This window comes from Armatimonas sp. (assembly GCF_043760365.1).
GTDB lineage: Bacteria > Armatimonadota > Armatimonadia > Armatimonadales > Armatimonadaceae > Armatimonas.
Map to the genome: position 1 here is coordinate 1 of NZ_JAYUPA010000067.1, position 20,406 is coordinate 20,406.

A 20,406-nucleotide genomic window follows, 5' to 3' on the forward strand; every position below is an offset into this window, starting at 1 on the left:
CCTAGACGCCCAATTCCATTGGGCGGTCTACTTCCGGCTTGCCAGAAACGCTTCCTCGGCAGCATCCAGCTCGTTTGGTGTCAGCCGCTTTGCCTCACCAGGTGCGAGATCCAGAACGGAAACGAGGATGGCGTAGTTGAGACCAAACTTCTTCTCCGCCCCCGTCAGGCGGTTACGGGCTTCGTCGGAGAGGCCATCGAGCCACTTGACTTTCATGGCCTTCTCGTTCTCTTCGTGGCGCTTACGCAGATCGGCGGGAAGTGTCTCACGGTCTATTAGCACCGAGGCTTCGTCGTTATAGACTTTGAGAATAGTGCCACTGAGACCGCCGTAGTGGGGATAGTACATTCCGCTCTTAATGTCAGCGGGCGTTTGCTCACGCTGGACGACAGTAACCGTGTCGCCGGGATTGATCTTGGCCATGGAAATATTATACCGTCCCTGCCCCCATAAAGTCCCCATAAACAAGAGCGGTACAATAGAGACGTGACACCCTACGAAAACTTGCGCATCGTCATTTGGGTCTTTGGCATCCCGACCATCATCGCCCTGACGATCCGCGCGGCAAAAAAAATGCGGGCGATCCGCCAGCGCCACGAGGAGCTGCTCACCGAAGAGGCTGCGAACCCACGGAGTTCTCTACAAGCCCTCTCAGAGCTCTACGCCGAGCCCCAAAAACAGAAGCGCTCGGGTAAGTAGCCGCGCACGAGCAAAGTTACGATGGGAGCACAGGTACAATGGGAAACATGAATCAAACGGTCATTGAGTTTCGCGCGGGGCAGGTTGTCGCTTCCACAGGGCGCGGGGGGCGGTTTGCCTTTTCCGCCGACACGATTCAGGCGAAGATTGCGTCTGGCGCGGTCGAGAGCCTCCCCTGGACCCCCATCACCGCCAGCGAAAATGGCGAGTTCTCCGGGCGGGGCCTGGGCGTGCTGCGTTTTATGGTTGAGCTGCCTGCGCCCCAGACTTTCTTACTGGCCGCAAGTGGGCACAGCATGGCCTATGTCAACGGCGAGCCGCGCCTCGGGGATGTCTACAGTGATAATCGCATCTCCGTGCCCGTGCGGCTGAAGGCGGGCAAGAACGAGTTTCTCTTTCCGGTGGGGCGAGGGCGCTTTGCCGGGAAGCTCGTCCCTATTACCGCCGAGCTCTCGATCAACACGGCGGAGCTGACCCAGCCCGATGTGGTTCTTGGTGAGAGCGGCCCGCTCTGGGGAAGCGTTGTGGTGGTCAATGCGAGCGGAAAAACGCAGCGTGGCCTGAAGTTGCTCGCCAATGGCCGTGCCACGGCGGTTCCCCCGCTGCCGCCCTTCTCGGTTCGTAAGGCGGCGTTTCAGCTCGTGTCCCCTCGTGAGATTATGGGTGACGAGCTCCCCGTGGCATTGGAAATAGGCGGTGCAAAAGCAAGCTTCGCGATGCGCGTGCGCAAGCCGACCCTCACGCACAAGCGGACATTTATCAGCCAGATAGACGGCTCGGTGCAGTACTACGCCGTGAACCCCGCGCAGAAGCCCGCCAGTGACAACGCGCTGATCCTCTCGCTTCATGGGGCGAGTGTGCAGGCGCAAGGCCAGGCCGAGGCGTATGGAGCTAAAGAGAGCGCTACCCTCGCCGCCGCTACCAACCGTCGCCCTTATGGTTTCGACTGGGAGGACTGGGGCCGTCTGGATGCCTTTGAGGTGCTCGCCGATGCCGCGAAACGCTACCCGAACGATCCCACCCAGCGCTACCTCACCGGCCACTCGATGGGCGGCCACGGCACCTGGTCCGTGGGCTCGCTCTTTCCGGGCCAGTTCGCCGCCATTGGGCCTAGTGCGGGGTGGATCAGCTTCGGCACCTACGGCGGAGCCAATCGCCCTGCCAGCACGAGCCCGGTCACGGCGGTCTTCAGCCGCGCCGCCAACCAGTACGACACGCTGCTCTTTAAAGAGAATCTCAAGCAAGCCGCTGTCTACGTGCTCCACGGAGACGCTGATGATAATGTCCCCGTGACTGAGGCACGCACGATGCGCAAGGAGCTGGAGGCAATCCGTCATCCGAGATTGCTCTGGTACGAGGAGCCTGGCGCGGGCCACTGGTGGGACAACGACCAAAAAATCCCCGGTGCGGCCTGCGTGGACTGGCCGCCGATGAACCGACTTTTTGCCGCGTGCCGCCGCACGGAGAACCCGGAGAGCGCGGCGCTGGTGACGGTGAACCCCGCCGTCAGCGCCACGAATGCCTGGGCAACCCTTGAGCAACAAGAAGTCCCTATGGATGTCTCCTCGTTTCAGTTGAGGCGTGAGGGTACGCGACTGACGGGGACAACGAAGAATATCACGCGGCTTTCGGTCACACTAGCGGGTATTCGAGACTTGACTCTTGATGGCCAGACACTCACGCATAACGGCAGCCCACTGGCTCTGGAGAAAGTCGGCGGGCAGTGGAAGCCCACCCGCAAGGCCGTCCCGGCAGCAGAGAAAAATGCAAGACGCTCCGGGCCGTTCAAGCAGGCCTTTACCCAGCGCTTCGTGCTGGTCTATGGCACGGCAGGCACGCCCGAGGAGAACGCCTGGAGCTACGCCAAGGCCCGCTTCGATGCCGAGCAGTTTCTCTACCGTGGCAATGCCTCCCCCGACCTGCTCCCTGACACAGAGTTCGACACAAAACGCGAGCGGGATCGCAGTGTGATTCTCTACGGCAACGCGGACACCAACCGGCTCTGGAAGCAGCTTCTGGGGAAATGCCCGATTCAGGTGCGCCGTGACGGCATTATCTTTGGCAATAAGAGCAAAGCCCTGCGCCAGCCGGACCTCGGCTGCCTCTTCGTCTACCCACGCCCGGACTCAGCACTCGGGCTGGTAGGCGCGATTGGCGGAACGGGGATCCCCGGTCTGCGTCTCACCGAGCGCGTGCCCTACTTCACGTCCGGCACCCCCTACCCCGACTGGTGCGTCTTTGGCCCCAAAATGCTCACAGAAGGCATGAGCGGCGTGGTGGAGGCAGGCTTCTTCGACAACCGCTGGGGCCTTACGACGTAATTTCGGGCCAGTGGATGATCTCGATGTGCGTGCCACCCGGCGCTTCGAGGTAAAACGAGCGGGTGTTGTCGCGGTGTGTCTTAATCTCTTTGCCGTATTTTGCGGCGAGCGCTTCAAGCTCTTCGCCCGAGACACGCCAGGCGAGATGATTGGGGTGCTGGTCTTTGACCACAAAGGCCAGCCGCGCCCCGCCCGCTTCCACAAATGCCCAGCTCACGTCTTGGTAGAGTACCGTCGCCCCGACATGGTCTTGGTACCAGGCCACTGCCTCAGCGATATCGGGGACAATCTGCGCGACATGATCGAAGATAAATTTCATTGTGTTTACCGTGTGTTTAGCGAAAGAGAGAGCGCACCCAGAAGCTGACGAGTTTCCAGGCATTCTGGCCCCAGGGAGTGCTGGCGGCAAGTACAATCACCGGAAAAAGTGCAGAGAGGGTCAAAAAGACAAACAGAGGCATGGAGGAGCGTCGGTTACTGTAGAGCCGCGAGACGCCGCGTGCATCTACAAGGCGGCTCCCCACTTTCAGGCGCACCAGGAACGTACTCGCCATCCCACCACGGCCTTTGTCCAGAAAATCTTCTAAGTTGGAGTGTGTCCCGACCGCCACAATAAGATCCGCACCTTTTTCGTAGGCCAGAAGCAGCGCGGCGTCTTCGCTGGTTCCCGCCGTGGGAAAAAGTGTGACAGGCACGCCCAGCGCCTCGACACGCTCCTTGCCGGGGGCGCGACCGTCGGGATAGGCATGGACAATGATCTCCGCACCGCACCGTAGCGCCGAGTCGCTCACCGAGTCCATATCTCCCAGCACGAGCTCGGGCCGCACGCCTAGAGCCAGCAGCGCATCTGCCGCCCCGTCTACCGCAATCACAACAGGTTTCTGCTCACGCAGATAGAACGAGAGCCGCTCCAGATCTTCCTCATAGCCCTCGCCACGCACCACGACCAGCACGTGCCGCCCCATCAGATTAGTCTTGAGCGCCGGGAGCGTCCCCGTCTCCAGTAAGAGCGCCCGCTCCTCGGGTTTCTGAAGGAACTGGAGCGTGTTCTCAGCAAAATGCTGAAGCTCGGTGTCTAGGTTTTGCCTTGCCGCCGTCAGCCTCTCCTCCAGCAGAGCGCACGTCATGGGCACCAGCAGTTTCAAGCGCACATCTTCAAAAGAGAGTCTCTCGCCATCTTTCAGGAGCGTAAAAAGCTCACTATCAGGCGCTTCATAGAGTGGAATTCCTGCATCGAGTAACACCCCTGGCCCACGGTTAGGATAACGCCCTGTCACGAAGGGCTGGCAGTTCACAACCGCAAACGGACGCACTCTTAGCAGCATCTGCGCGGCAACGGCATCCAGGTCAGGGTGATCTAAAACCACGAGGCAACCCGGGATCAGTGTCGGGGCCAGAACCTTGGTACGCCGCCCGAGGCGCACCTCGACAAGAGGCGACAGTGCCTTTTCTTTTTTGTGAGTGAACAGTTGCCCGCGTGTCATCGTCTAGTGCGATTATATCCCTGCTCAGAGTAGGGTACAATACTTTGGGGCGCTCCCCCAAAAAACAAGGAATACAACCATGACCAAACTTACGTTTATTGCAGCAATCGCTGCCTTCGGTCTCGGCGTCGCTGCCGTTGCTCAGGATGCCGCCCCCAAGCCGGCACAGCAGCGTGCGGGTGGTGGCCAGGGCCGCAATACCGTCCAGGTCTGCGCTATGAAAGGCGAGGCTCTCAAGACCCCCGCCAAGGCCGAATCCGTGGAGTTCAACAGCAAGAAAGTACTTTTCTGCTGTGTGAACTGCAAAGGCGCTTTTGAGAAGCTAGATGACGCCGCCAAGACCAAAACCGTCACTAAAGCCGGGCTGATCAGCCGCAAGCTCACAGCACAAAAGACAATCGAAACAGTTGACAAGCAGCTCAAGGAACTCGACGCTATCAAATAGCCCGCGGGTTACTAGAAACTAAAAAAACGGCCCCACGACAAAAAACTTGTCGCGGGGCTGTTTTATGTTAATGTGCTCTATTTAAAAAGTTTTGCGTTTGTGTTGAACGTGATCTTCGCGCCGCGTGCCATACCCCCCAGCCACTGCTGCACAGCATTGGGCTGATTGACACGCAGATCAACCTGCTCTTTCTTAAATTTTGCCTTGTCCGCCGGACTCGCATTCACGCCTTTTTGGACAAGCTTGATAATGTGCCAGCCAAACTGACTCTTCACAGGCGCAGTGATATCCCCAGGTTTTTGGAGCGCAAAAGCGGCAGTCTCAAACTCCGGGACAAAAGTCCCTTTGCTTGCCCAGGGAAGTTCCCCGCCCTGTGCTCCACTGCCTTTGTCATCGGAGAACTGCTTGGCTGCATCCTCGAACTTGAGCTTACCCGCGTTGATATCCACAAGCATCTGGTCAATGCGTACTTTCTGATCCTCTTCCTTTTTCTTCTGAAGCTCAGGAGTCAAGGGTTGTTGGACATCCGGACCGGGTGCCAGCGGAACGGTCGCCAAAAGAATATGGGCTAGTTTGAGCTGGCCGTCCAAGCCACGCACTTCCTTGGCAATAGACTTCTCAAATGCCTTTCGAGCCAGAAGGTTCAGCCGAACGGTTTGAGTCACTTCCGCCTCGGTCAGACCAAACTCACGGGTGATCTGGCTAAACTCCATCATCGCCCCGTTCTGCGCCATCTGTCCCACGATCTTCGCTTTTTCTTCTTTGACTTTGGCCGCAAGCTCCGCGGGGGCAATTGTTACACCAGCGGTCTTGGCGAGCTTTTCAATCACAATCTGCTGGATCAGATCAGGAACCACTTTGCGGGCCATAGTCGCGTTAAGCTGCGCCTTCAATGCCTCAAGGGTAATATCCACTCCATTGTAACGGGCAACCACATTGGAAGGCATTGGCACTACTTTGGCGGGCTTAGCAGGGGGCTTCTTAGCCGCCTGTACGGGTGCCATACCAACGAGTAGTGCCACAGTAAAATTCAGAATCATCTACAAACCCTTTCCGTCTCACTCCCAGGCTTTGCTTCTGAGAGTGAGGCGTTTCACATCACAAACCCACTACGCGAGTTCTTTGGTTGCCTCGGTAGCGCCGCCTAGATCTCCCCCGAGAAGCTGGCGGGCATCGTCCAGGCCGCGTACTGCTCGCGGTGCGGGGCTCTCGGTGCCACCACCGAGGAGAGAGTCAGGAACCTCCAGCAGTCCGATTGCGCTACCATCGGCACTGGTCACTTCGAGCGCACGGTACTGCGCCAGCCCGGTTCCGGCAGGAATAAGACGCCCGATGATGACGTTCTCCTTCAAGCCGACTAGGTGGTCACGCTTTCCGCGTACCGCTGCCTCAGTAAGGACGCGGGTTGTTTTCTGGAAGCTCGCCGCCGACAGGAAGGATTCCGTCGCCAGCGAAGCCTCCGTGATTCCAAGCAGCACAGGAATCGAGGTGGCAGGTTTACCAACAACACCGGCTTCCTGCTCGCGCTTCTCGATCTTGCGATTGACATCCTCAATCTGGAAACGATCCACAAGCTGGCCGTGCAGGTACTCGCTGTTACCTGGCTCCACTAGCTTGCGCTTCTTGAGCATCTGGCGGACGATTACCTCGATATGCTTGTCGTTGATGTCCACACCCTGCTGCTTGTAGACCTTTTGCACCTCACGAACCAGATACTCCTGGATACCGCGCAGGCCCTGGAGCTCCAGAACTTTCTGCGGATCGAGCGGGCCATCCGTCAGACGGTCACCGGGCTCGATGACATCGCCTTCCTGGACCTTGAGCTCCCCACGGTAAGGTACGACGATCTCTTTACGAACCAGAATGCTTTCGATACCGGCCTCACGGATCTTGCGCAGATCGCGATCCGTCAGCTGCTCCTTGCCAGCGGGGACGATCTCCTCACCGGTTGAGGGATTGACGATGGCAATCGCGGCAACCTGGCTGGTGAGCGGCTTGTTGTCCTCTCCCACCTTGAGCGGTGAGTGAATAACCACTTTGCGTAGACCTTCCATCGGGACGCCTGCTACCGTGCCCCCAAACTCGGAGATAATCGCCTGACCCTTGGGTTTTCGCGCCTCGAAAAGCTCGACAACGCGCAGAAGACCACCCACTTGTTCCTCAGCCACTTTCAGCAGCGCCTGCACCTGACGTGCTTTTTCGCGCTCGGTGCCCGCCTCGGTATCGAGGGAGATATGACCGCTCTGCTGATCGCGGAAGAGAGTCTCCAGGTTCTGGGTGCGCTGACGCTTGGTTCCTGCCACACCGGTTAGAGAGTGCGCGGTGGCAACCCCTCCCGTGTGGAAGGTTCGCATCGTCAGCTGGGTGCCCGGCTCCCCAATGGACTGCGCCGCGATGATTCCCACCGCAACCCCGATCTCCACCAGCTTGCCAATCGCCAGATCCTTGCCGTAACAGGTCGCACAGACTCCCTGACGAGACTCACACGTCAGTACCGAGCGCAGCCCAATACGCTTGACACCACACTTGCCCACACTCTCGGAGAGCCGATCCGTAAAGATAGACCCCTTGCTGATAAGAAGCTCGCCGGTCTCGGGATGATGAATATCCTCAAGCGAGGTACGCCCTTTGAGCCGCTCCCAAAGGTACTCGATGACATCTTTTCCATCCGCGATCTCCCCGACGAAGATCCCGTTTTCGGTGCCACAGTCAATCTCACGAATGATCACGTCCTGTGCCACATCCACCAAGCGCCGCGTTAAGTAACCGGCGTCTGCCGTACGAAGCGCCGTGTCGGCCAGTCCCTTTCGGGCTCCGTGCGTAGTCACGAAGTACTCCAGCGTCGTCAGCCCCTCATGGAAGTTTGACTTCACCGGAAGCGAGTCAATGATATTCCCAAAGGGGTCAGCCATCAGACCACGCATCCCTGAGAGCTGCGAGATCTGCTTTTTAGAACCACGAGCACCACTGGTCGTGATAATCGAGATCGGGTTAAACGGCTCAATGGCCTTGACAATCTCATCACCGATTAGCGTTGTCGCATCCGTCCAGAGCGTCAGCACTTTCTGCTTGCGCTCGGCGGGAGAGATGACGCCACGACGGTACTGCGTATTGGTTTTAACAACCGCATCTTCGGTGGCCTTAAGAATACGCGCCCGGCTCTCCGGTGACTTCATGTCGGTGAGCGAGAAGGAGATGCCTCCCTTGGTCGCCCACTTGAAGCCAATTGCCTTCAGATCGTCGAGGAACTGAATCGTCCGCTCGTGCCCACACTTCTGATAGACCGCCGCAATCGTGCTCGTGATGGTCTTTTTGTCCAGCGCGGCATTCACAAACTGCACCGCTTCGGGGACGATCTCATTGAAGATCAGGCGGCCTACGGTAATTGCCGTCAGCCCCTCCCCCCGCTTGAGTCGAACGGAGATGTAGTCGTGCAGGTCCAGTAGCCCATTGTCGTAGGCCTGGATCGCATCCACCGCACCCGCAAACGGGGCGTGGGTTGCACCCAGCATCATCGGAGCGAAGTTCTCCGGTGCCGCCGCGATAGCCGCTGCGGTATCAGGGCCAAAGTAGCGCCCAGCCTTCACAAGAACCGCACCGGTGCTCTTATCAATAATGTCGGTTGCCACAACCCGACCGATGTGCTCCTGCATGTCCCCGCTGATAGGCGTCTCGGTCTGCTTGTCCATCGTCAGGAAGAACGCTCCCAAAACGATGTCTTGTTGCGGCGAGACAATCGGGGAGCCGTCGGCAGGTGAGAACAAGTTGTGGGTCGAGAGCATCAAGATACGCGCCTCGGCCTGCGCCGACGACGACAGCGGGATATGGACGGCCATCTGGTCGCCATCAAAGTCCGCGTTGAATGCCTTACAGACCAACGGGTGTAACTGAATGGCCTTACCGTCCACGAGCTTAGGCTCAAACGCTTGGATTCCCAGACGGTGCAGAGTAGGCGCACGGTTGAGCATCACCGGATGCTCTTTAATGACTTCCTCCAGCGCATCCCAGACCTCGGGACGCATCCGCTCAATCATGCGCTTGGCGGTCTTGATGTTGCTGGTGAAGCCGCGCTCCACCAGAGTTTTCATCACAAACGGCTTGAACAGCTCCAGCGCCATCTCTTTGGGCAGACCACACTCATGAAGGTGCAGGTCCGGCCCGACCACGATCACGGAGCGACCGGAGTAGTCCACACGCTTGCCCAGCAAGTTCTTGCGGAAGCGGCCCTCTTTACCCTTGAGCATGTCCGAGAGCGACTTCAGCGCACGGCCATTGCTTCCCGTCACAGGACGAGTACGGCGACCGTTGTCAATCAGCGCATCCACGGCCTCTTGCAGGAGCCGCTTTTCGTGGTTGACAATGCTCTCCGGGGCGCGAATCTCCTGAATCTTCTTCAGACGGTTGTTGCGGTTGATGATGCGCCGGTAGAGATCATTGAGATCCGAGGTCGCAAAGCGGCCCCCATCAAGCTGAACCATCGGGCGCAGCTCGGGCGAGATCACCGGAACCGCATCCAGGATCATCCACTCAGGGCGACTCTTAGAGTCAATAAAAGCGTTGACCACCTCGATGCGCTTGATCGCACGCAGCCGTTTGGGCCCTTGCGTCTCCTCGATCTCTTTTTTGAGCTGGCGCTGGAGTGACTCCAGATCAATCTCCATCAGCAGCTTCTTGATCGCAGCCCCACCAAGGCCCGCCAGAATAATATCCTCTAGGCTCTCGTCCACACGGCGGCTGACAACCTCGACAAGGCGCTCAATCGCACGCCAGTCATCCTCGGCCACGAGCATCTTCTTCTCGACCTTGGGCAGGCTGTCTAGGCTGGCACGCAGAAGCAACGCTTGCTCCTCGGCATCTTTCTTTTCCTGCTGGATGCGATCCTCAAGATACTTATACTTATCCGCGATCTCTTCTTCCGTGTACGGGACGCGCTCAACTTCTAGCTCCTCGCCATCCTCGTTGTACATCCGCTCCGGGTTGACAGGGCGGCCTAGCGCGATCTCACGAGCGATCTCTTCACGCCACTCGATAATGGCGACATCGCGGTCTTCTTCGATCTGCTGGATTTCCTGCTCGACGGCCTGACGGAACTGCTCCATCCCCGCATTGATGCGCTGCTTATCAATATCGGTGACAATGTAGCTGGCGAAGTAAAGCACTTTCTCCAGAGGACGTGGGGTCATGTCCAGCAATAGAGCCAGCGGCGAGGGCACGCCTTTTAGATACCAGATATGGCAGACGGGTGAGGCAAGCTCAATGTGCCCCATGCGCTCACGACGAACTTTAGCGCGAGTAACCTCGACACCACAGCGGTCGCAGACGACCCCCTTAAACTTGACCTTCTTGTAGCGCCCACAGTGACACTCCCAGTCTTTCGTGGGGCCAAAAATCTTTTCACAAAAAAGCCCATCACGCTCCGGCTTAAAAGTCCGGTAGTTGATGGTCTCAGGTTTCTTCACCTCGCCGTAGGACCAGGTGCGGATCTGATCGGGAGAAGCGATCCCGATACGAATCTTATCAAATGTACTTGCGTCGGCCATTTTTTCCCTTTCGGAAACAAGGCATTGCCCCGCACTTTTTTCGCAAAGAGCGCGGGGCCAAACCAACTCTTAGAAAAATAAACTAGTTACTGAGGAGTAGATCTTCAGACTCCTGCTGGCGACGAATCTGCGCACGGCGGCGGCTCGCTTCGTCATCCAGGAAGTCTTCGTCCTTGTCCTTGAGATCTATCTCGGCACCGGTGGCATCTTCCACCGTGACCTTGAGAGCGAGGCTCTGGAGCTCATTGACCAGAATCTTGAACGACTCCGGCACACCAGGCTCCAGCATGGGCTCCCCCTTGACAATAGACTCGTAGGTCTTCACACGGCCCAGGACATCGTCGGACTTGATGGTCAGGATCTCCTGAAGCGTGTAGGCAGCGCCGTACGCCTCCAGAGCCCAAACTTCCATCTCCCCAAAGCGCTGTCCCCCGAACTGTGCCTTTCCTCCCAGCGGCTGCTGGGTGACCAGGCTGTAGGGGCCCGTGGAGCGAGCGTGGATCTTGTCATCAACAAGGTGCGCGAGCTTGAGCATGTAGATATTGCCCACGGTCACCGCCATGTTAAAGTTCTCACCCGTGCGGCCGTCGCGAAGATCCATCTTACACAGATCTTCATGGAAGCCCACACGCTGCCAGACACGCTTACGAACCTCATTGATCAAGAGCTCGTAGTCAAAGTCCGCAGGAATCTCCTCCGGCACTTCCGGTCCCGCCAGGATCGTCGAGATACGCTCCAGCTCCTCAGAGTCCAGATCGCGCAGAGCCGCTTCGAGAGTACCGAGAAGATTTTCCAGAGTCTGGCCATCCTCCCCAACCTCTGCGAATGCGACATCGAGCTCCAGATCGCTCTGAACATAGCGGGCTAGCATCTCGCGGCGGCGCTTCTCACCAAAGCGCCCCATCTCCTTGAGAATCTCGTCCTCGTTGGAGCCCTCAAAGATTGGCTCGACAAACTGAACACCAAACTCCTTGGCCACGAGCCCAAGGTGGGTCTCCATGATCTGACCGATGTTCATACGGCTAGGCACACCGAGCGGATTGAGCACGATGTCTACCGGCGTTCCGTCGGGAAGAAACGGCATGTTCTCCTCGGGCATGATCTTGGAGACCACTCCCTTGTTGCCGTGCCGCCCCGCCATCTTGTCGCCTTCCATGATCTTACGCTTCTGAGCGATGTAGACACGAACCAGCTTGTTCACACCAGCCTGAAGCTCATCCGGGGGAAGGCGCTCCAGCTCACTGCCGTCGTAGGGTGACTCCAGAGAGTCCGGGCGCTTGGAGAAGTTGAAGACATTGCCGCTCGCGTCTTTGTACTTGTAGCGCGAGAACACCTTGACATCAACGATCTTGCCCTTCTCACCGTGCGGAACACGCTGAGAAACATCGCGGGTCTCCTCGGCTTTTTTACCGAAGATTGCGATAATCAGGCGCTCTTCCGCCGTGAGCTCCCCTTGGCCCTTGGGCGCAACCTTCCCGATGAGAATATCATCGCTGCGCACCTCGGCCCCGATACGGATAATGCCTTCCTCGTCCAGATCCTTAAGAGCATCCTCGCCAACATTGGGAATGTCGCGGGTCATCTCCTCAGGCCCTAGCTTGGTATCGCGCGCTTCCGCCTCATACTTCTCGATATGGATCGAAGTATAGACATCGTCGCGCACCATGCGGCGGGAAAGTAAGATAGCGTCCTCGTAGTTGTAGCCGTTCCAGGGCATGAACGCGACCAGCACGTTCTGTCCTAGTGCCAGCTCTCCCCCGTCGGTACAGGGGCCATCGGCGAGAACTTGTCCCTGCTTGACACGCTGGCCAGGCTCGACAATCGGGCGCTGCGTGATACAGGTCGCCTGGTTCGAGCGGATCATGTTCAGCAGCCAGTAGCGATCAATCTTGCCCTCGCGGGTCTCGATAATAATCTCCTCACTGGTGACTTTCTTGACGCGTCCTCCGTGCTTGGCGACAATAATCGCTCCGGAGTCCAGCGCCGCACGGCGCTCCATCCCCGTCTTGACAAGCGGGGCGTCCGGACGCAGTGTCGGAACGGCCTGCCGCTGCATGTTCGCCCCCATCAAGGCACGGTTCGCATCGTCGTTCTCGAGAAACGGGATCAGCGAGGTACCGACCGAGACCAACTGCTGCGGCGAGACATCCATGTAGTTCACCTGTTTGGCGGGTACATAAGGATACTCGTGGTTGTGGCGAACCTGCACCTGAGCCGTGACGAACGTCCCATCGGGGTTCAGACGAACACTGGCAGGGCAGATATTATAGTGGTGCTCGTTATCCGCGGGCAGCCAGTCTAGATCATAGGAAACCTTGCCATCCTTGACCCGTCGGTACGGGGTCTCGATAAAGCCAAAGGGATCCACACGGGCGTGCACGGCGAGCGAGCCGATCAGACCAATATTTGGCCCTTCCGGTGTCTCGATCGGACAGATACGTCCGTAGTGGGAGTGGTGGACGTCGCGCACTTCCAGCTTGGCACTCTGGCGGGAGAGACCGCCCGGCCCTAGAGCCGACAAACGGCGCTTGTGGGTTAGCTCCGCAAGCGGGTTGGTCTGGTCCATGAACTGCGAGAGCTGTGAGGAGCCAAAGAAGCTCTTGATCGCAGCGCTCACGGGTTTCACGGAGAGCACGACCTGGGGAATGATGCTCTCGGCATCATACTGGGTCATCCGCTCTTTAGCGACCTTCTCCATGCGCAGAAAGCCCATGCGTAGCTGCGAGTAGAGAAGCTCTCCAACGGAGCGCACCCGCTTGTTTTCCAGGTGGTCAATATCGTCGGTGGTGAAGCGCATCTTCGCCTCATCCGTTGCATCCGGGCGCGAGGCCTCCTGCATTCCGATGAGGTACTCGATGACGGCGATCAGATCGTACTTGGTGAGAGTACGCACGGAGAGCGGCAGAGTAATACCCAGCTTCTTATTGAGCTTGTGCCGTCCAACTTTCGCCAGATCGTAGCGACGGCTGTCAAAGAACATCGAATTCAGAAGCGCCTTGGCGGAGTCATCGGTTACGGGATCACCGGGACGGATCTTATGATAGATATCATGAAGGGAGCTCTTTCGATCAACGATCTTAAGCTCTTCCATCTCCAGGCTCGCGCCGATAAACCGGTGAACCTCCAGCACCTCCACTTCGCGCTCCAGAGCGGCAAGCTTCTTAGAGGCTTCCCGGTCAATGCGTGCGAAGGCGGGGACGATCAGCTTGCTCGCCACATCGTAGAGATTTGTGGATGCATAGCGCCACTTGGCCTCGACATCGGTCTCCCCTACCGCCAGCTCCTCAGAACTCAGAACCACACGGTTGCTGAAGTAGCTCAGGATCTGCGCGTCGGTCTCGAGATCAAAGCCCGTCAGGAGACACTTGGTCTTGCGAGTACGCACCGCTTGCTCGCCGCCGAGCGCCTTGATGAGGTCGCGGTAGGAATCCGCCGTGACTTGGGTGCCCTTGTCGAGGAGCAGCTCGCCGGTCACTTCATCAATGATCGGCTCACCCAGAGTCTTGCCCACCAGCTCGCGGAACTCGATCACGTACTCCCCTTCCGGAGAGGCGACATCGAATGCATGAAGCGCCCGCAGCAGAGTCATGATCGAGAACTTCTTGTTCTGCCCGATGCGCACCGTGATTGCGCCGCCATCGGTCTCGATATCCACCCAGGGCCCTTCTGAGGGGATCAAGGTGGCGAAGAACTGCCACTCCAACTGAAGGTTCAGGGAGTCGCGGAAGTAGATTCCTGCCGATCGGGAGAGCTGTGAAACCACGACGCGCTCGGCACCGTTGATCACAAAAGTCCCCTTCGCGGTCATCAGAGGCAGATCGCCCAGATAGACCTCGGACTCAATAACTTCCTGACCAGGGCTCGTGAGTCGAACCCGGGCCTTGATGGGCACCTCAAAAGTCACGTCACGTGACCGGCACTGCTCTAAGGAATGCTTAGGCTCCCCCAGGGTAAAATCCACCAACTCAATGGCAGTCTGCCCTGTGAAGTCATAAATGGGAGAGAAAGATCGGAAAAGTTCATGCAATCCCTCTTCGAGGAACGAGCGAAATGAATCTAGCTGCAGTTCGACAAGATTGGGGATCGGGGCGGCATGCTCGGTACGCTTAGCCTGATGCTGAATTTCCATACGGACTGGAACCCCTCCTAGTTGGGTAAAATCGGGCAACACGGTCGGGGTAGACTGACCACTGCTCTCCGAACCCATTGAAGCCACTCGCCAGAGGCGCTTTTTGCGGATACTCCCCTGGTGGCACGAACTCTTAATTTACCGCTGTATTATCCTTCTGTCAACACTCGTGCCTTAATTTTTTGTTTTTTTCTTGACCACGTCCCCACGGTTTGGTATAATCGCCAGACTGCCCCGAGCACTTTCGGGGCAATTTGCTTTTCGTGTAGGAAAAGAGAATGTCAGAAGATATTGTCCTAACCCCGTCAGGGAAGAAAAAAATTGAAGCTGAGCTGGATCGCCTTCGTAGCGTGGACATGCCCGCTCTGGCAATCCGCATCCGTGAGGCGCGCGATCTGGGCGATCTCTCGGAGAACTTTGACTACCAGGATGCCAAGCGCCAGCAAGGCTTCATCGGTGGTCGAATCGCGGATCTGCAAGCGATGCTGGAGCGCGCCATTATCGTTCCCGAGGGAGTCCCTGGCAGCGACACGGTAGGCATGGGCTCAAAGGTGACAGTCCGCGACACGGAGTTCGACGACGAGTTCACGTACACGCTGGTGGGCTCCTATGAGGCCGACCCGGTCAATGACCTGATCTCGGTCGCCTCCCCCGTAGGCGCGGCGCTCATGGGTAAGAAGGTCGGCGCGAGTGTCACCGTTGCCACGCCCGACGGCCAGATGACCCTAGAGATTCTCACGCTCGAATAGCACTGGCGCACACGCGAAGCTGTGCGAGGATTTCGTCGGGGCTCCAGGCGCGGCCTTGCTCGAACGCGGCCTGAAAAATATCTGGGGCCAGTAGCTCGCGAAGACTTGCCAGGTCAACTTCCCGAAAGCCCGACTCGGGCTGATCCACGATATAGCCGTAGTGCTCACACCAGGAAAAACTCGCTCCGTAGAGTCGCACGGCCTCCTCATGATTACCGTCGCGCAGCACGAACATGGCCCAGTGGACGATCTCGTAGGCCAGATGGTGGTAGCTCTGGCTGTCAGCGTAGCTCGCAATCGCGGCCTGGACGACCTCACGGACTCCCTCCAGTCTTCCCTCAAGCAAGCTGGCCAGAGCAAGATTCTCCGAAACCCATTCCGACGAGCAGCCGGGCAGCCTACGACACTCCTCAATGGCCGCACGAGCCGCTTCGAGCTGCCCTTCCGCGAGAAGAAGCTGGGAGTAGTTGGTGAGCGCAAAGAGCTCCTCCGAGGCATTGCCGAAGTCTCTGGCTTGCTCTATCGCTCGGCAGTAGAGTGAACGCGCCTCGTCTCGATGCCCCTGGCTGAACTCCAGAAAGGCGTGGCTCGTCAGACTCCAAACCGGCATTCCTAAAACTCGATGCAGCTCGTCCATCAGGTGAAGGATTTGACGCGCCGTCTTCCTATCCCCAAGGGCTTGGTAGGCATTGGCAAGAAAACTGAGGCCCAAGGCACGCTCCTTCGTCGGCACCTGAGAAGCAGGAAGCGCGAGCACGACTTCAAGCAGCGAACGGATCTCTTGAAACGCGCCCCGTCGTTCAAGATACACCAGTAGAGGGTTTACGATTTCGAGGGCAAACTCGGGGCAGTGCATGCAACAGAAGTTCAGGGCAGCCCGGAAGTTGTCCTGCTCGACGGCGATCTGCTGAAGCGCCTCCTGGCGTGTGCTCACGGAGTCATAGGTCAGCTGCGCGGCACTTTCTCGAAACACTTCCATGTGGGCACGCTGGTACGAGAGCTGCTCGGGCTCTGGGAGCTTGTCTAGTTGCTCGGCAGCGAACTCGCGAATTGTCTCCAGAAAACGGTAGCGCAGGCCAGAAGAAACACTCTCCACCTGGATCAGGCTCTTGTCCACGAGCGCATCCAGTAAGTCTTCTTGGGCACCAGGGCAGACCCGCTCGGCGTACTCGCTCGTCCAGCCTCCCCGAAACACCGCAAGCGAAATAAAAAGCTCTTTCTCTTTCGCACTCAGCAGATCGTAGCTCCAGCCAATCGCGGCACGCAGGGTCTGCTGGCGCGGCTCCGCAACTCGGTTACCGCTGGTTAACACCGACAGGCGGGCCTCCAGGCGCTGCACCAGCTCCGAGAGCGAGAGGGTTCGCAGCTTGGCCGCCGCAAGCTCCAGCGCCAGCGGCAAACCGTCTAGGCGCAGGCACAGCAGCGAGAGCAAGGGCCGCTCCTCACGGCCCACCTGCCAGCCTGGTTTTGCCAGGCAGGCACGCGCACAAAACAGCGCGGCAGACTCCGCCTCACTCAGCCCCGGAAGTCGTAGCACCGCCTCGCCCGTTATATTCAGGGGCTCGCGGCTCGTGGCCAGAATCGTGAGCTGTGGGCAGGCTTTGAGCAGACGCTCTGCCTCTTTGGCAGCTCCGTGAATCAGGTGCTCGCAGTTGTCTAAGCACAGCAGCAGCGGCGCACGGCGGAGGGTGGACACCAGCAGGTTCGTTTTATCCAGACTCAGTGCGGCAGCGATCCGCTCCACAATGCCGCTCGGGTCGGTGAGCGAGGCGAGCTCGACCCAGATAACTGGGGTGCCCTCTGCCTCGCCTGCCCTGAGAGTCTCCAGTGCAAGCCGCGTCTTGCCCACGCCGCCCGTTCCCACGAGGGTGAGCAGGCGCGTGCTCTTCAGTAGCTCTAAAGCCTGCTCCCGCAGGTCTTCTCGGCCCAGGTAGGGTGTCAGTGTGGCGGGAAGTGGCTCGATCTTCAGTGGGCTCAGGCGGGAAGTGGCGAGTTTTGCCCGCGCCTCCAGTACCCAGTCATCGTAGAACCCTGGCAGAAGCCGCTCGGGATCGGAGCCCCGCTCGGTGGTGTAGCTGCCCGGTTGGAGTCCAATGGTATCGCGGGTCGCCCGGATCAGCGCGCCCTCGGGCTGCCCCAACCCCTTCTCCACCGCACTCCGCAAGTGGCTCAGGTTGGTGGAGAGCGCGTTGCGCGCCGCATCCAGCTCTAGCTCCGGCCAGAACAGCTCCATGAGCTTCTCGCGGCTGTGATTGCCCGGGTGGAGGGCGAGATAGGCCAGCAGTCCCGCCGCCTTACGCGTTCGGAACTTGTCCACCAGAGCGGCGCTGTGGCACACCCGCAGGTTGTCTTGCAGCTGAATTCTGTACAAGGCTCCTCGTTTCCGTGAGCAGTATAGCACAGGGAAATACCGACGTGCGACAGAAAGTAAAGAGCTGTAAAGGTTTTGTAAAGACTTACGAGCTAGGATACTTACGAGTATTTCCATGGCTGCTACCGGCTTGGTATCAGCAAAACCAACAACAAAACGCCCTGCTGCAGCAGAGCAATAAGGAAAGAAATCCGATGAACTTATCTCGAAACTCGTTCCTCGCAACCCTCGCCACTTTAACCGTTGTGGCACTGACAACGAACACCGCTCAGGCACAAACACTACTCTATGACATCACCGCCGGTGGTGGAGGTTCTTCGTTTGGTGGATTTGGTGGTAACTGGGGCTTTAACTTCACCACTACCAGCACGATCAATGTCGGCTCCCTTGGTCTTTGGGATGAAAGTTCCAACGGTTTGATCGGACCTCACCAAGTGGGGATATTCAGCTCCGGAGGAGGAGCAGCTTTGGTTTCCGCAACCGTGGACAATTCGAGCACCGTCGTCAGCTCCGCCAATGCCAGTGGCAGATGGCTCTTCACCAGTCTTGGTAGTTCGTTCTCTCTACCTGCGGGAGCCTACACTCTTGGCTTCTTCAATCCCGCCAGTGGCCTGGATGATTTCCGAGGCGGTGCTACAACAGCCGTAATGGCTGGTGCGAGCTTATTAGGTGGTAAAGCACGCTCCGGAGCCCCAGCTTTTGCGTGGCCCGATGCCGCCTCCTCGGCCAATAGCTGGTATGGCCCAAACTTAATGACAGGTACGTCGGGGGGTGCCGCCCCCGAACCCGGCACGCTGGTGTTTCTGGCGCTCGGTGGGGGGTTGGTGTGGGCGAGGCGGCGTAAGTAGAGGGGCCATCTCCCCCGGCTCATTCCTCACCGGGAAGAGGGGCAGCGAAGCGGGGAGATGCAGTCCCTCTTTCCGCGACGAAGGAGCAACAGGGGAAGAGGGAAGCCGTCTCAGCGGCAGGGAGATGGTCGGCAGGGAGATGGCCCAAGCACCGCGACACACGTATCCACACTGCCAGCTCCGGCCAGCGCCTCGTCTCCGGCGAACCCGGCGCGTAGCCCGCCCCCAAATGGCCTATTCGTATGAGTTTAGTTTAGAGCTTTCGGTTAGCGGGTAGCATAGTTCTATGAAACGTAAAACTCTTCTCACACTCTCGCTGGCGAGCGTGCTGACACTTTGGGCGGGTATCAGCCTCTCACAGCCTCCCCTGAACGCCCAGCTCCGACCGGAGCTACGTCCTTTGAGCCTCTCAAAGCTTTTCCAGGCAGGCAAGCTGGGGGAGCTTCGTCTCACCCAACCCGATAGATTTTCCACCCTGACCGACCTCGACGGCAAGCTCTTCGCCGCCGCGCCCCGAACCGTGGCCGCACTCGGGGATCAGGGGCAAGTTCTGCGCCGCTTCGCCGTCGGAATTGATCGCCTCTCGATCTCGGGCCATGCGAAGAACCAGCTGCTTCTGGGCGATGGAGCACGCAAAGTCCTCTCCAGCCTCGATACCGAAAGTGGCAAGGTCACCGAACTGTTGCGCCTGGATGCCGTCAGCGACCCGAACGCCAGTCAGGAACCCGAGAGTGCACTGCTCAAGACCGGTGAGCTCAGCGCGGTGGCCTCCAACGGTAAAGAGGCCTTTGTCGCAATGGAGGCGGGCTTCTCCAGCGCGATCTTCAAAATTGATCTCGCCACGAAGCGTATTGTCAGCCGGGGCTGGGCACCGGGCGCGGAGATGAGCGCGATGGCTTTCTTCCAGGACGGACTCTATGTCCTGACGGGCAACGGCTCGCAAGTCGCGCGCTACACGAACCAAGTGGAGAAGACCCTCGATAAAATCGAGCTGCCCACCGATGGCGTCAAGGGGCTGGCCCTGCGCGCCGGGGAGCTACACGTCCTGACCGACAATGTCAGCCGTATCAGTAAGTACCAGGTAGACAGAACTGTCACAGATGCCAGCAAAGTACGCCTCAATGTGGACATTGTTCGCAAAGTGGACATCCTTATTCCCAAGATTGACTGGAGCAAGTTCCTGGTCAAGCGCTACGCGGTACTCATCTGCGGCGATCTCGCCGAGAACTTCGCGGGCGAGTGCTTCTGGAACGACACGGTCTGGATGTACAAGACCCTACTCAACAATGGCTACAAGCCAGAAAATATCTTCGTGCTCTATGGCGATGGCATGGACTACGCCTCGCGAGCGATCTTTATGCAGCAGTGCCGGAGTGGAGGCTTTATAGATAACCTTCAAAACAGCAAGACTTTTATCGCCACCGCCTGTCGCTTCGATGAGAACGCCCGCCCGGCTGACACGGAGAACGAGACGGTAGGAGGAAAGCTCTACAACCACGGGGAGTTCAACTACCACATTACCACTGCCCTAGACCGTCTCCGGCCTACAGGCGGCGTGATTAATGCGGATACCAATAGCGACGGCAAGATCTCCGCCCGTGAGATGTCCGAGTGGAACCGCACCCATGAGAACCTCCCCGAGAACCCCGTGATGAACGACGGTGGCCCAGGCAACTCCTTCCTCTTCACGAAGTAAGCCCGTTTTGTACACTAGTACAGCCCGGCATAAATATTGATCACTTTATGCCGAGACAGAATTTGTGTCACAATGGAGGCAGCCCACCTCGACTTGAAGGATGACCCTATGCCCGGACGAAAAC

13 protein-coding genes are annotated in these 20,406 nt (G+C 58.4%); 6 read left to right on the forward strand and 7 right to left on the reverse strand.

Going from position 1 to position 20,406, the window contains the following annotated elements; all coding sequences use genetic code 11:
- Positions 1-27 precede the first annotated feature (27 nt).
- Complete coding sequence (locus ACH2EH_RS01700) at positions 28-423, reverse strand: hypothetical protein (RefSeq protein ID WP_395138225.1); 396 nt, start codon at positions 421-423, stop codon at positions 28-30.
- Between the two features lie 63 nt (positions 424-486).
- Between ACH2EH_RS01700 and ACH2EH_RS01705 the strand changes: the two genes are divergently transcribed.
- Together ACH2EH_RS01705 and ACH2EH_RS01710 are read left to right on the forward strand one after the other, a co-directional pair.
- A complete protein-coding gene (locus ACH2EH_RS01705) occupies positions 487-699 on the forward strand; it encodes a hypothetical protein (protein WP_395138227.1) in 213 nt (70 codons plus the stop codon).
- Positions 700-746: 47 nt separating this feature from the next.
- Complete coding sequence (locus tag ACH2EH_RS01710) at positions 747-3,020, forward strand: prolyl oligopeptidase family serine peptidase (protein WP_395138229.1); 2,274 nt, start codon at positions 747-749, stop codon at positions 3,018-3,020.
- On the opposite strand, the gene ACH2EH_RS01715 is transcribed toward ACH2EH_RS01710, so the two are convergent.
- Positions 3,010-3,339: a VOC family protein gene (locus ACH2EH_RS01715; RefSeq protein WP_395138232.1), complete on the reverse strand. Its 330-nt coding sequence runs from the start codon at positions 3,337-3,339 to the stop codon at positions 3,010-3,012. The two genes, ACH2EH_RS01710 and ACH2EH_RS01715, sit on opposite strands and share 11 nt — an antisense overlap.
- A 16-nt stretch (positions 3,340-3,355) precedes the next feature.
- Positions 3,356-4,504 (reverse strand): putative cytokinetic ring protein SteA, encoded by a 1,149-nt coding sequence (gene steA / locus ACH2EH_RS01720; RefSeq protein ID WP_395138234.1) that lies wholly within the window; start codon positions 4,502-4,504, stop codon positions 3,356-3,358.
- Between the two features lie 79 nt (positions 4,505-4,583).
- On the opposite strand from steA, the gene ACH2EH_RS01725 reads away from it, so the two are divergent.
- Complete coding sequence (locus ACH2EH_RS01725) at positions 4,584-4,949, forward strand: hypothetical protein (RefSeq protein ID WP_395138237.1); 366 nt, start codon at positions 4,584-4,586, stop codon at positions 4,947-4,949.
- Between the two features lie 77 nt (positions 4,950-5,026).
- On the opposite strand, the gene ACH2EH_RS01730 is transcribed toward ACH2EH_RS01725, so the two are convergent.
- The 3 genes from ACH2EH_RS01730 to rpoB form a co-directional block, all read right to left on the reverse strand.
- Complete coding sequence (locus ACH2EH_RS01730) at positions 5,027-5,989, reverse strand: peptidylprolyl isomerase (RefSeq protein WP_395138239.1); 963 nt, start codon at positions 5,987-5,989, stop codon at positions 5,027-5,029.
- A gap of 69 nt (positions 5,990-6,058) precedes the next feature.
- A complete protein-coding gene (gene rpoC / locus ACH2EH_RS01735) occupies positions 6,059-10,489 on the reverse strand; it encodes a DNA-directed RNA polymerase subunit beta' (protein WP_395138241.1) in 4,431 nt (1,476 codons plus the stop codon).
- A gap of 82 nt (positions 10,490-10,571) precedes the next feature.
- Entirely contained in the window at positions 10,572-14,618 is a 4,047-nt protein-coding gene (rpoB, locus tag ACH2EH_RS01740) for a DNA-directed RNA polymerase subunit beta (RefSeq protein WP_395138243.1), read from the reverse strand.
- 278 nt (positions 14,619-14,896) lie between these two features.
- Between rpoB and greA the strand changes: the two genes are divergently transcribed.
- Positions 14,897-15,367, forward strand: coding sequence for a transcription elongation factor GreA (greA, locus tag ACH2EH_RS01745; protein ID WP_395138247.1), 471 nt, complete (start codon positions 14,897-14,899; stop codon positions 15,365-15,367).
- Here greA and ACH2EH_RS01750 read toward each other — a convergent pair.
- The gene (locus tag ACH2EH_RS01750) at positions 15,354-17,738 is read right to left on the reverse strand and encodes an ATP-binding protein (RefSeq protein WP_395138249.1); all 2,385 of its coding nucleotides are present in this window, start codon (positions 17,736-17,738) and stop codon (positions 15,354-15,356) included. The two genes, greA and ACH2EH_RS01750, sit on opposite strands and share 14 nt — an antisense overlap.
- 194 nt (positions 17,739-17,932) lie before the next feature.
- Between ACH2EH_RS01750 and ACH2EH_RS01755 the strand changes: the two genes are divergently transcribed.
- Positions 17,933-18,586, forward strand: a complete 654-nt coding sequence (locus ACH2EH_RS01755; protein ID WP_395138252.1) for a PEP-CTERM sorting domain-containing protein — start codon at positions 17,933-17,935, stop codon at positions 18,584-18,586.
- A 286-nt stretch (positions 18,587-18,872) separates the two neighbouring features.
- Positions 18,873-20,282 (forward strand): YncE family protein, encoded by a 1,410-nt coding sequence (locus tag ACH2EH_RS01760; protein ID WP_395138254.1) that lies wholly within the window; start codon positions 18,873-18,875, stop codon positions 20,280-20,282.
- Positions 20,283-20,406 lie beyond the last annotated feature (124 nt).

What these genes read in the sequence shown, in the direction of transcription:
- ACH2EH_RS01755 (WP_395138252.1), top strand. Translation starts at nt 17,933, where the DNA reads ATGAACTTATCTCGAAACTCGTTCCTCGCAACCCTCGCCACTTTAACC.
- ACH2EH_RS01700 (WP_395138225.1), bottom strand. Translation starts at nt 423, where the DNA reads ATGGCCAAGATCAATCCCGGCGACACGGTTACTGTCGTCCAGCGTGAG.
- ACH2EH_RS01715 (WP_395138232.1), bottom strand. Translation starts at nt 3,339, where the DNA reads ATGAAATTTATCTTCGATCATGTCGCGCAGATTGTCCCCGATATCGCT.
- ACH2EH_RS01760 (WP_395138254.1), top strand. Translation starts at nt 18,873, where the DNA reads ATGAAACGTAAAACTCTTCTCACACTCTCGCTGGCGAGCGTGCTGACA.
- ACH2EH_RS01730 (WP_395138239.1), bottom strand. Translation starts at nt 5,989, where the DNA reads ATGATTCTGAATTTTACTGTGGCACTACTCGTTGGTATGGCACCCGTA.
- ACH2EH_RS01710 (WP_395138229.1), top strand. Translation starts at nt 747, where the DNA reads ATGAATCAAACGGTCATTGAGTTTCGCGCGGGGCAGGTTGTCGCTTCC.
- steA (WP_395138234.1), bottom strand. Translation starts at nt 4,504, where the DNA reads ATGACACGCGGGCAACTGTTCACTCACAAAAAAGAAAAGGCACTGTCG.
- greA (WP_395138247.1), top strand. Translation starts at nt 14,897, where the DNA reads ATGTCAGAAGATATTGTCCTAACCCCGTCAGGGAAGAAAAAAATTGAA.
- rpoB (WP_395138243.1), bottom strand. Translation starts at nt 14,618, where the DNA reads ATGGAAATTCAGCATCAGGCTAAGCGTACCGAGCATGCCGCCCCGATC.
- rpoC (WP_395138241.1), bottom strand. Translation starts at nt 10,489, where the DNA reads ATGGCCGACGCAAGTACATTTGATAAGATTCGTATCGGGATCGCTTCT.
- ACH2EH_RS01725 (WP_395138237.1), top strand. Translation starts at nt 4,584, where the DNA reads ATGACCAAACTTACGTTTATTGCAGCAATCGCTGCCTTCGGTCTCGGC.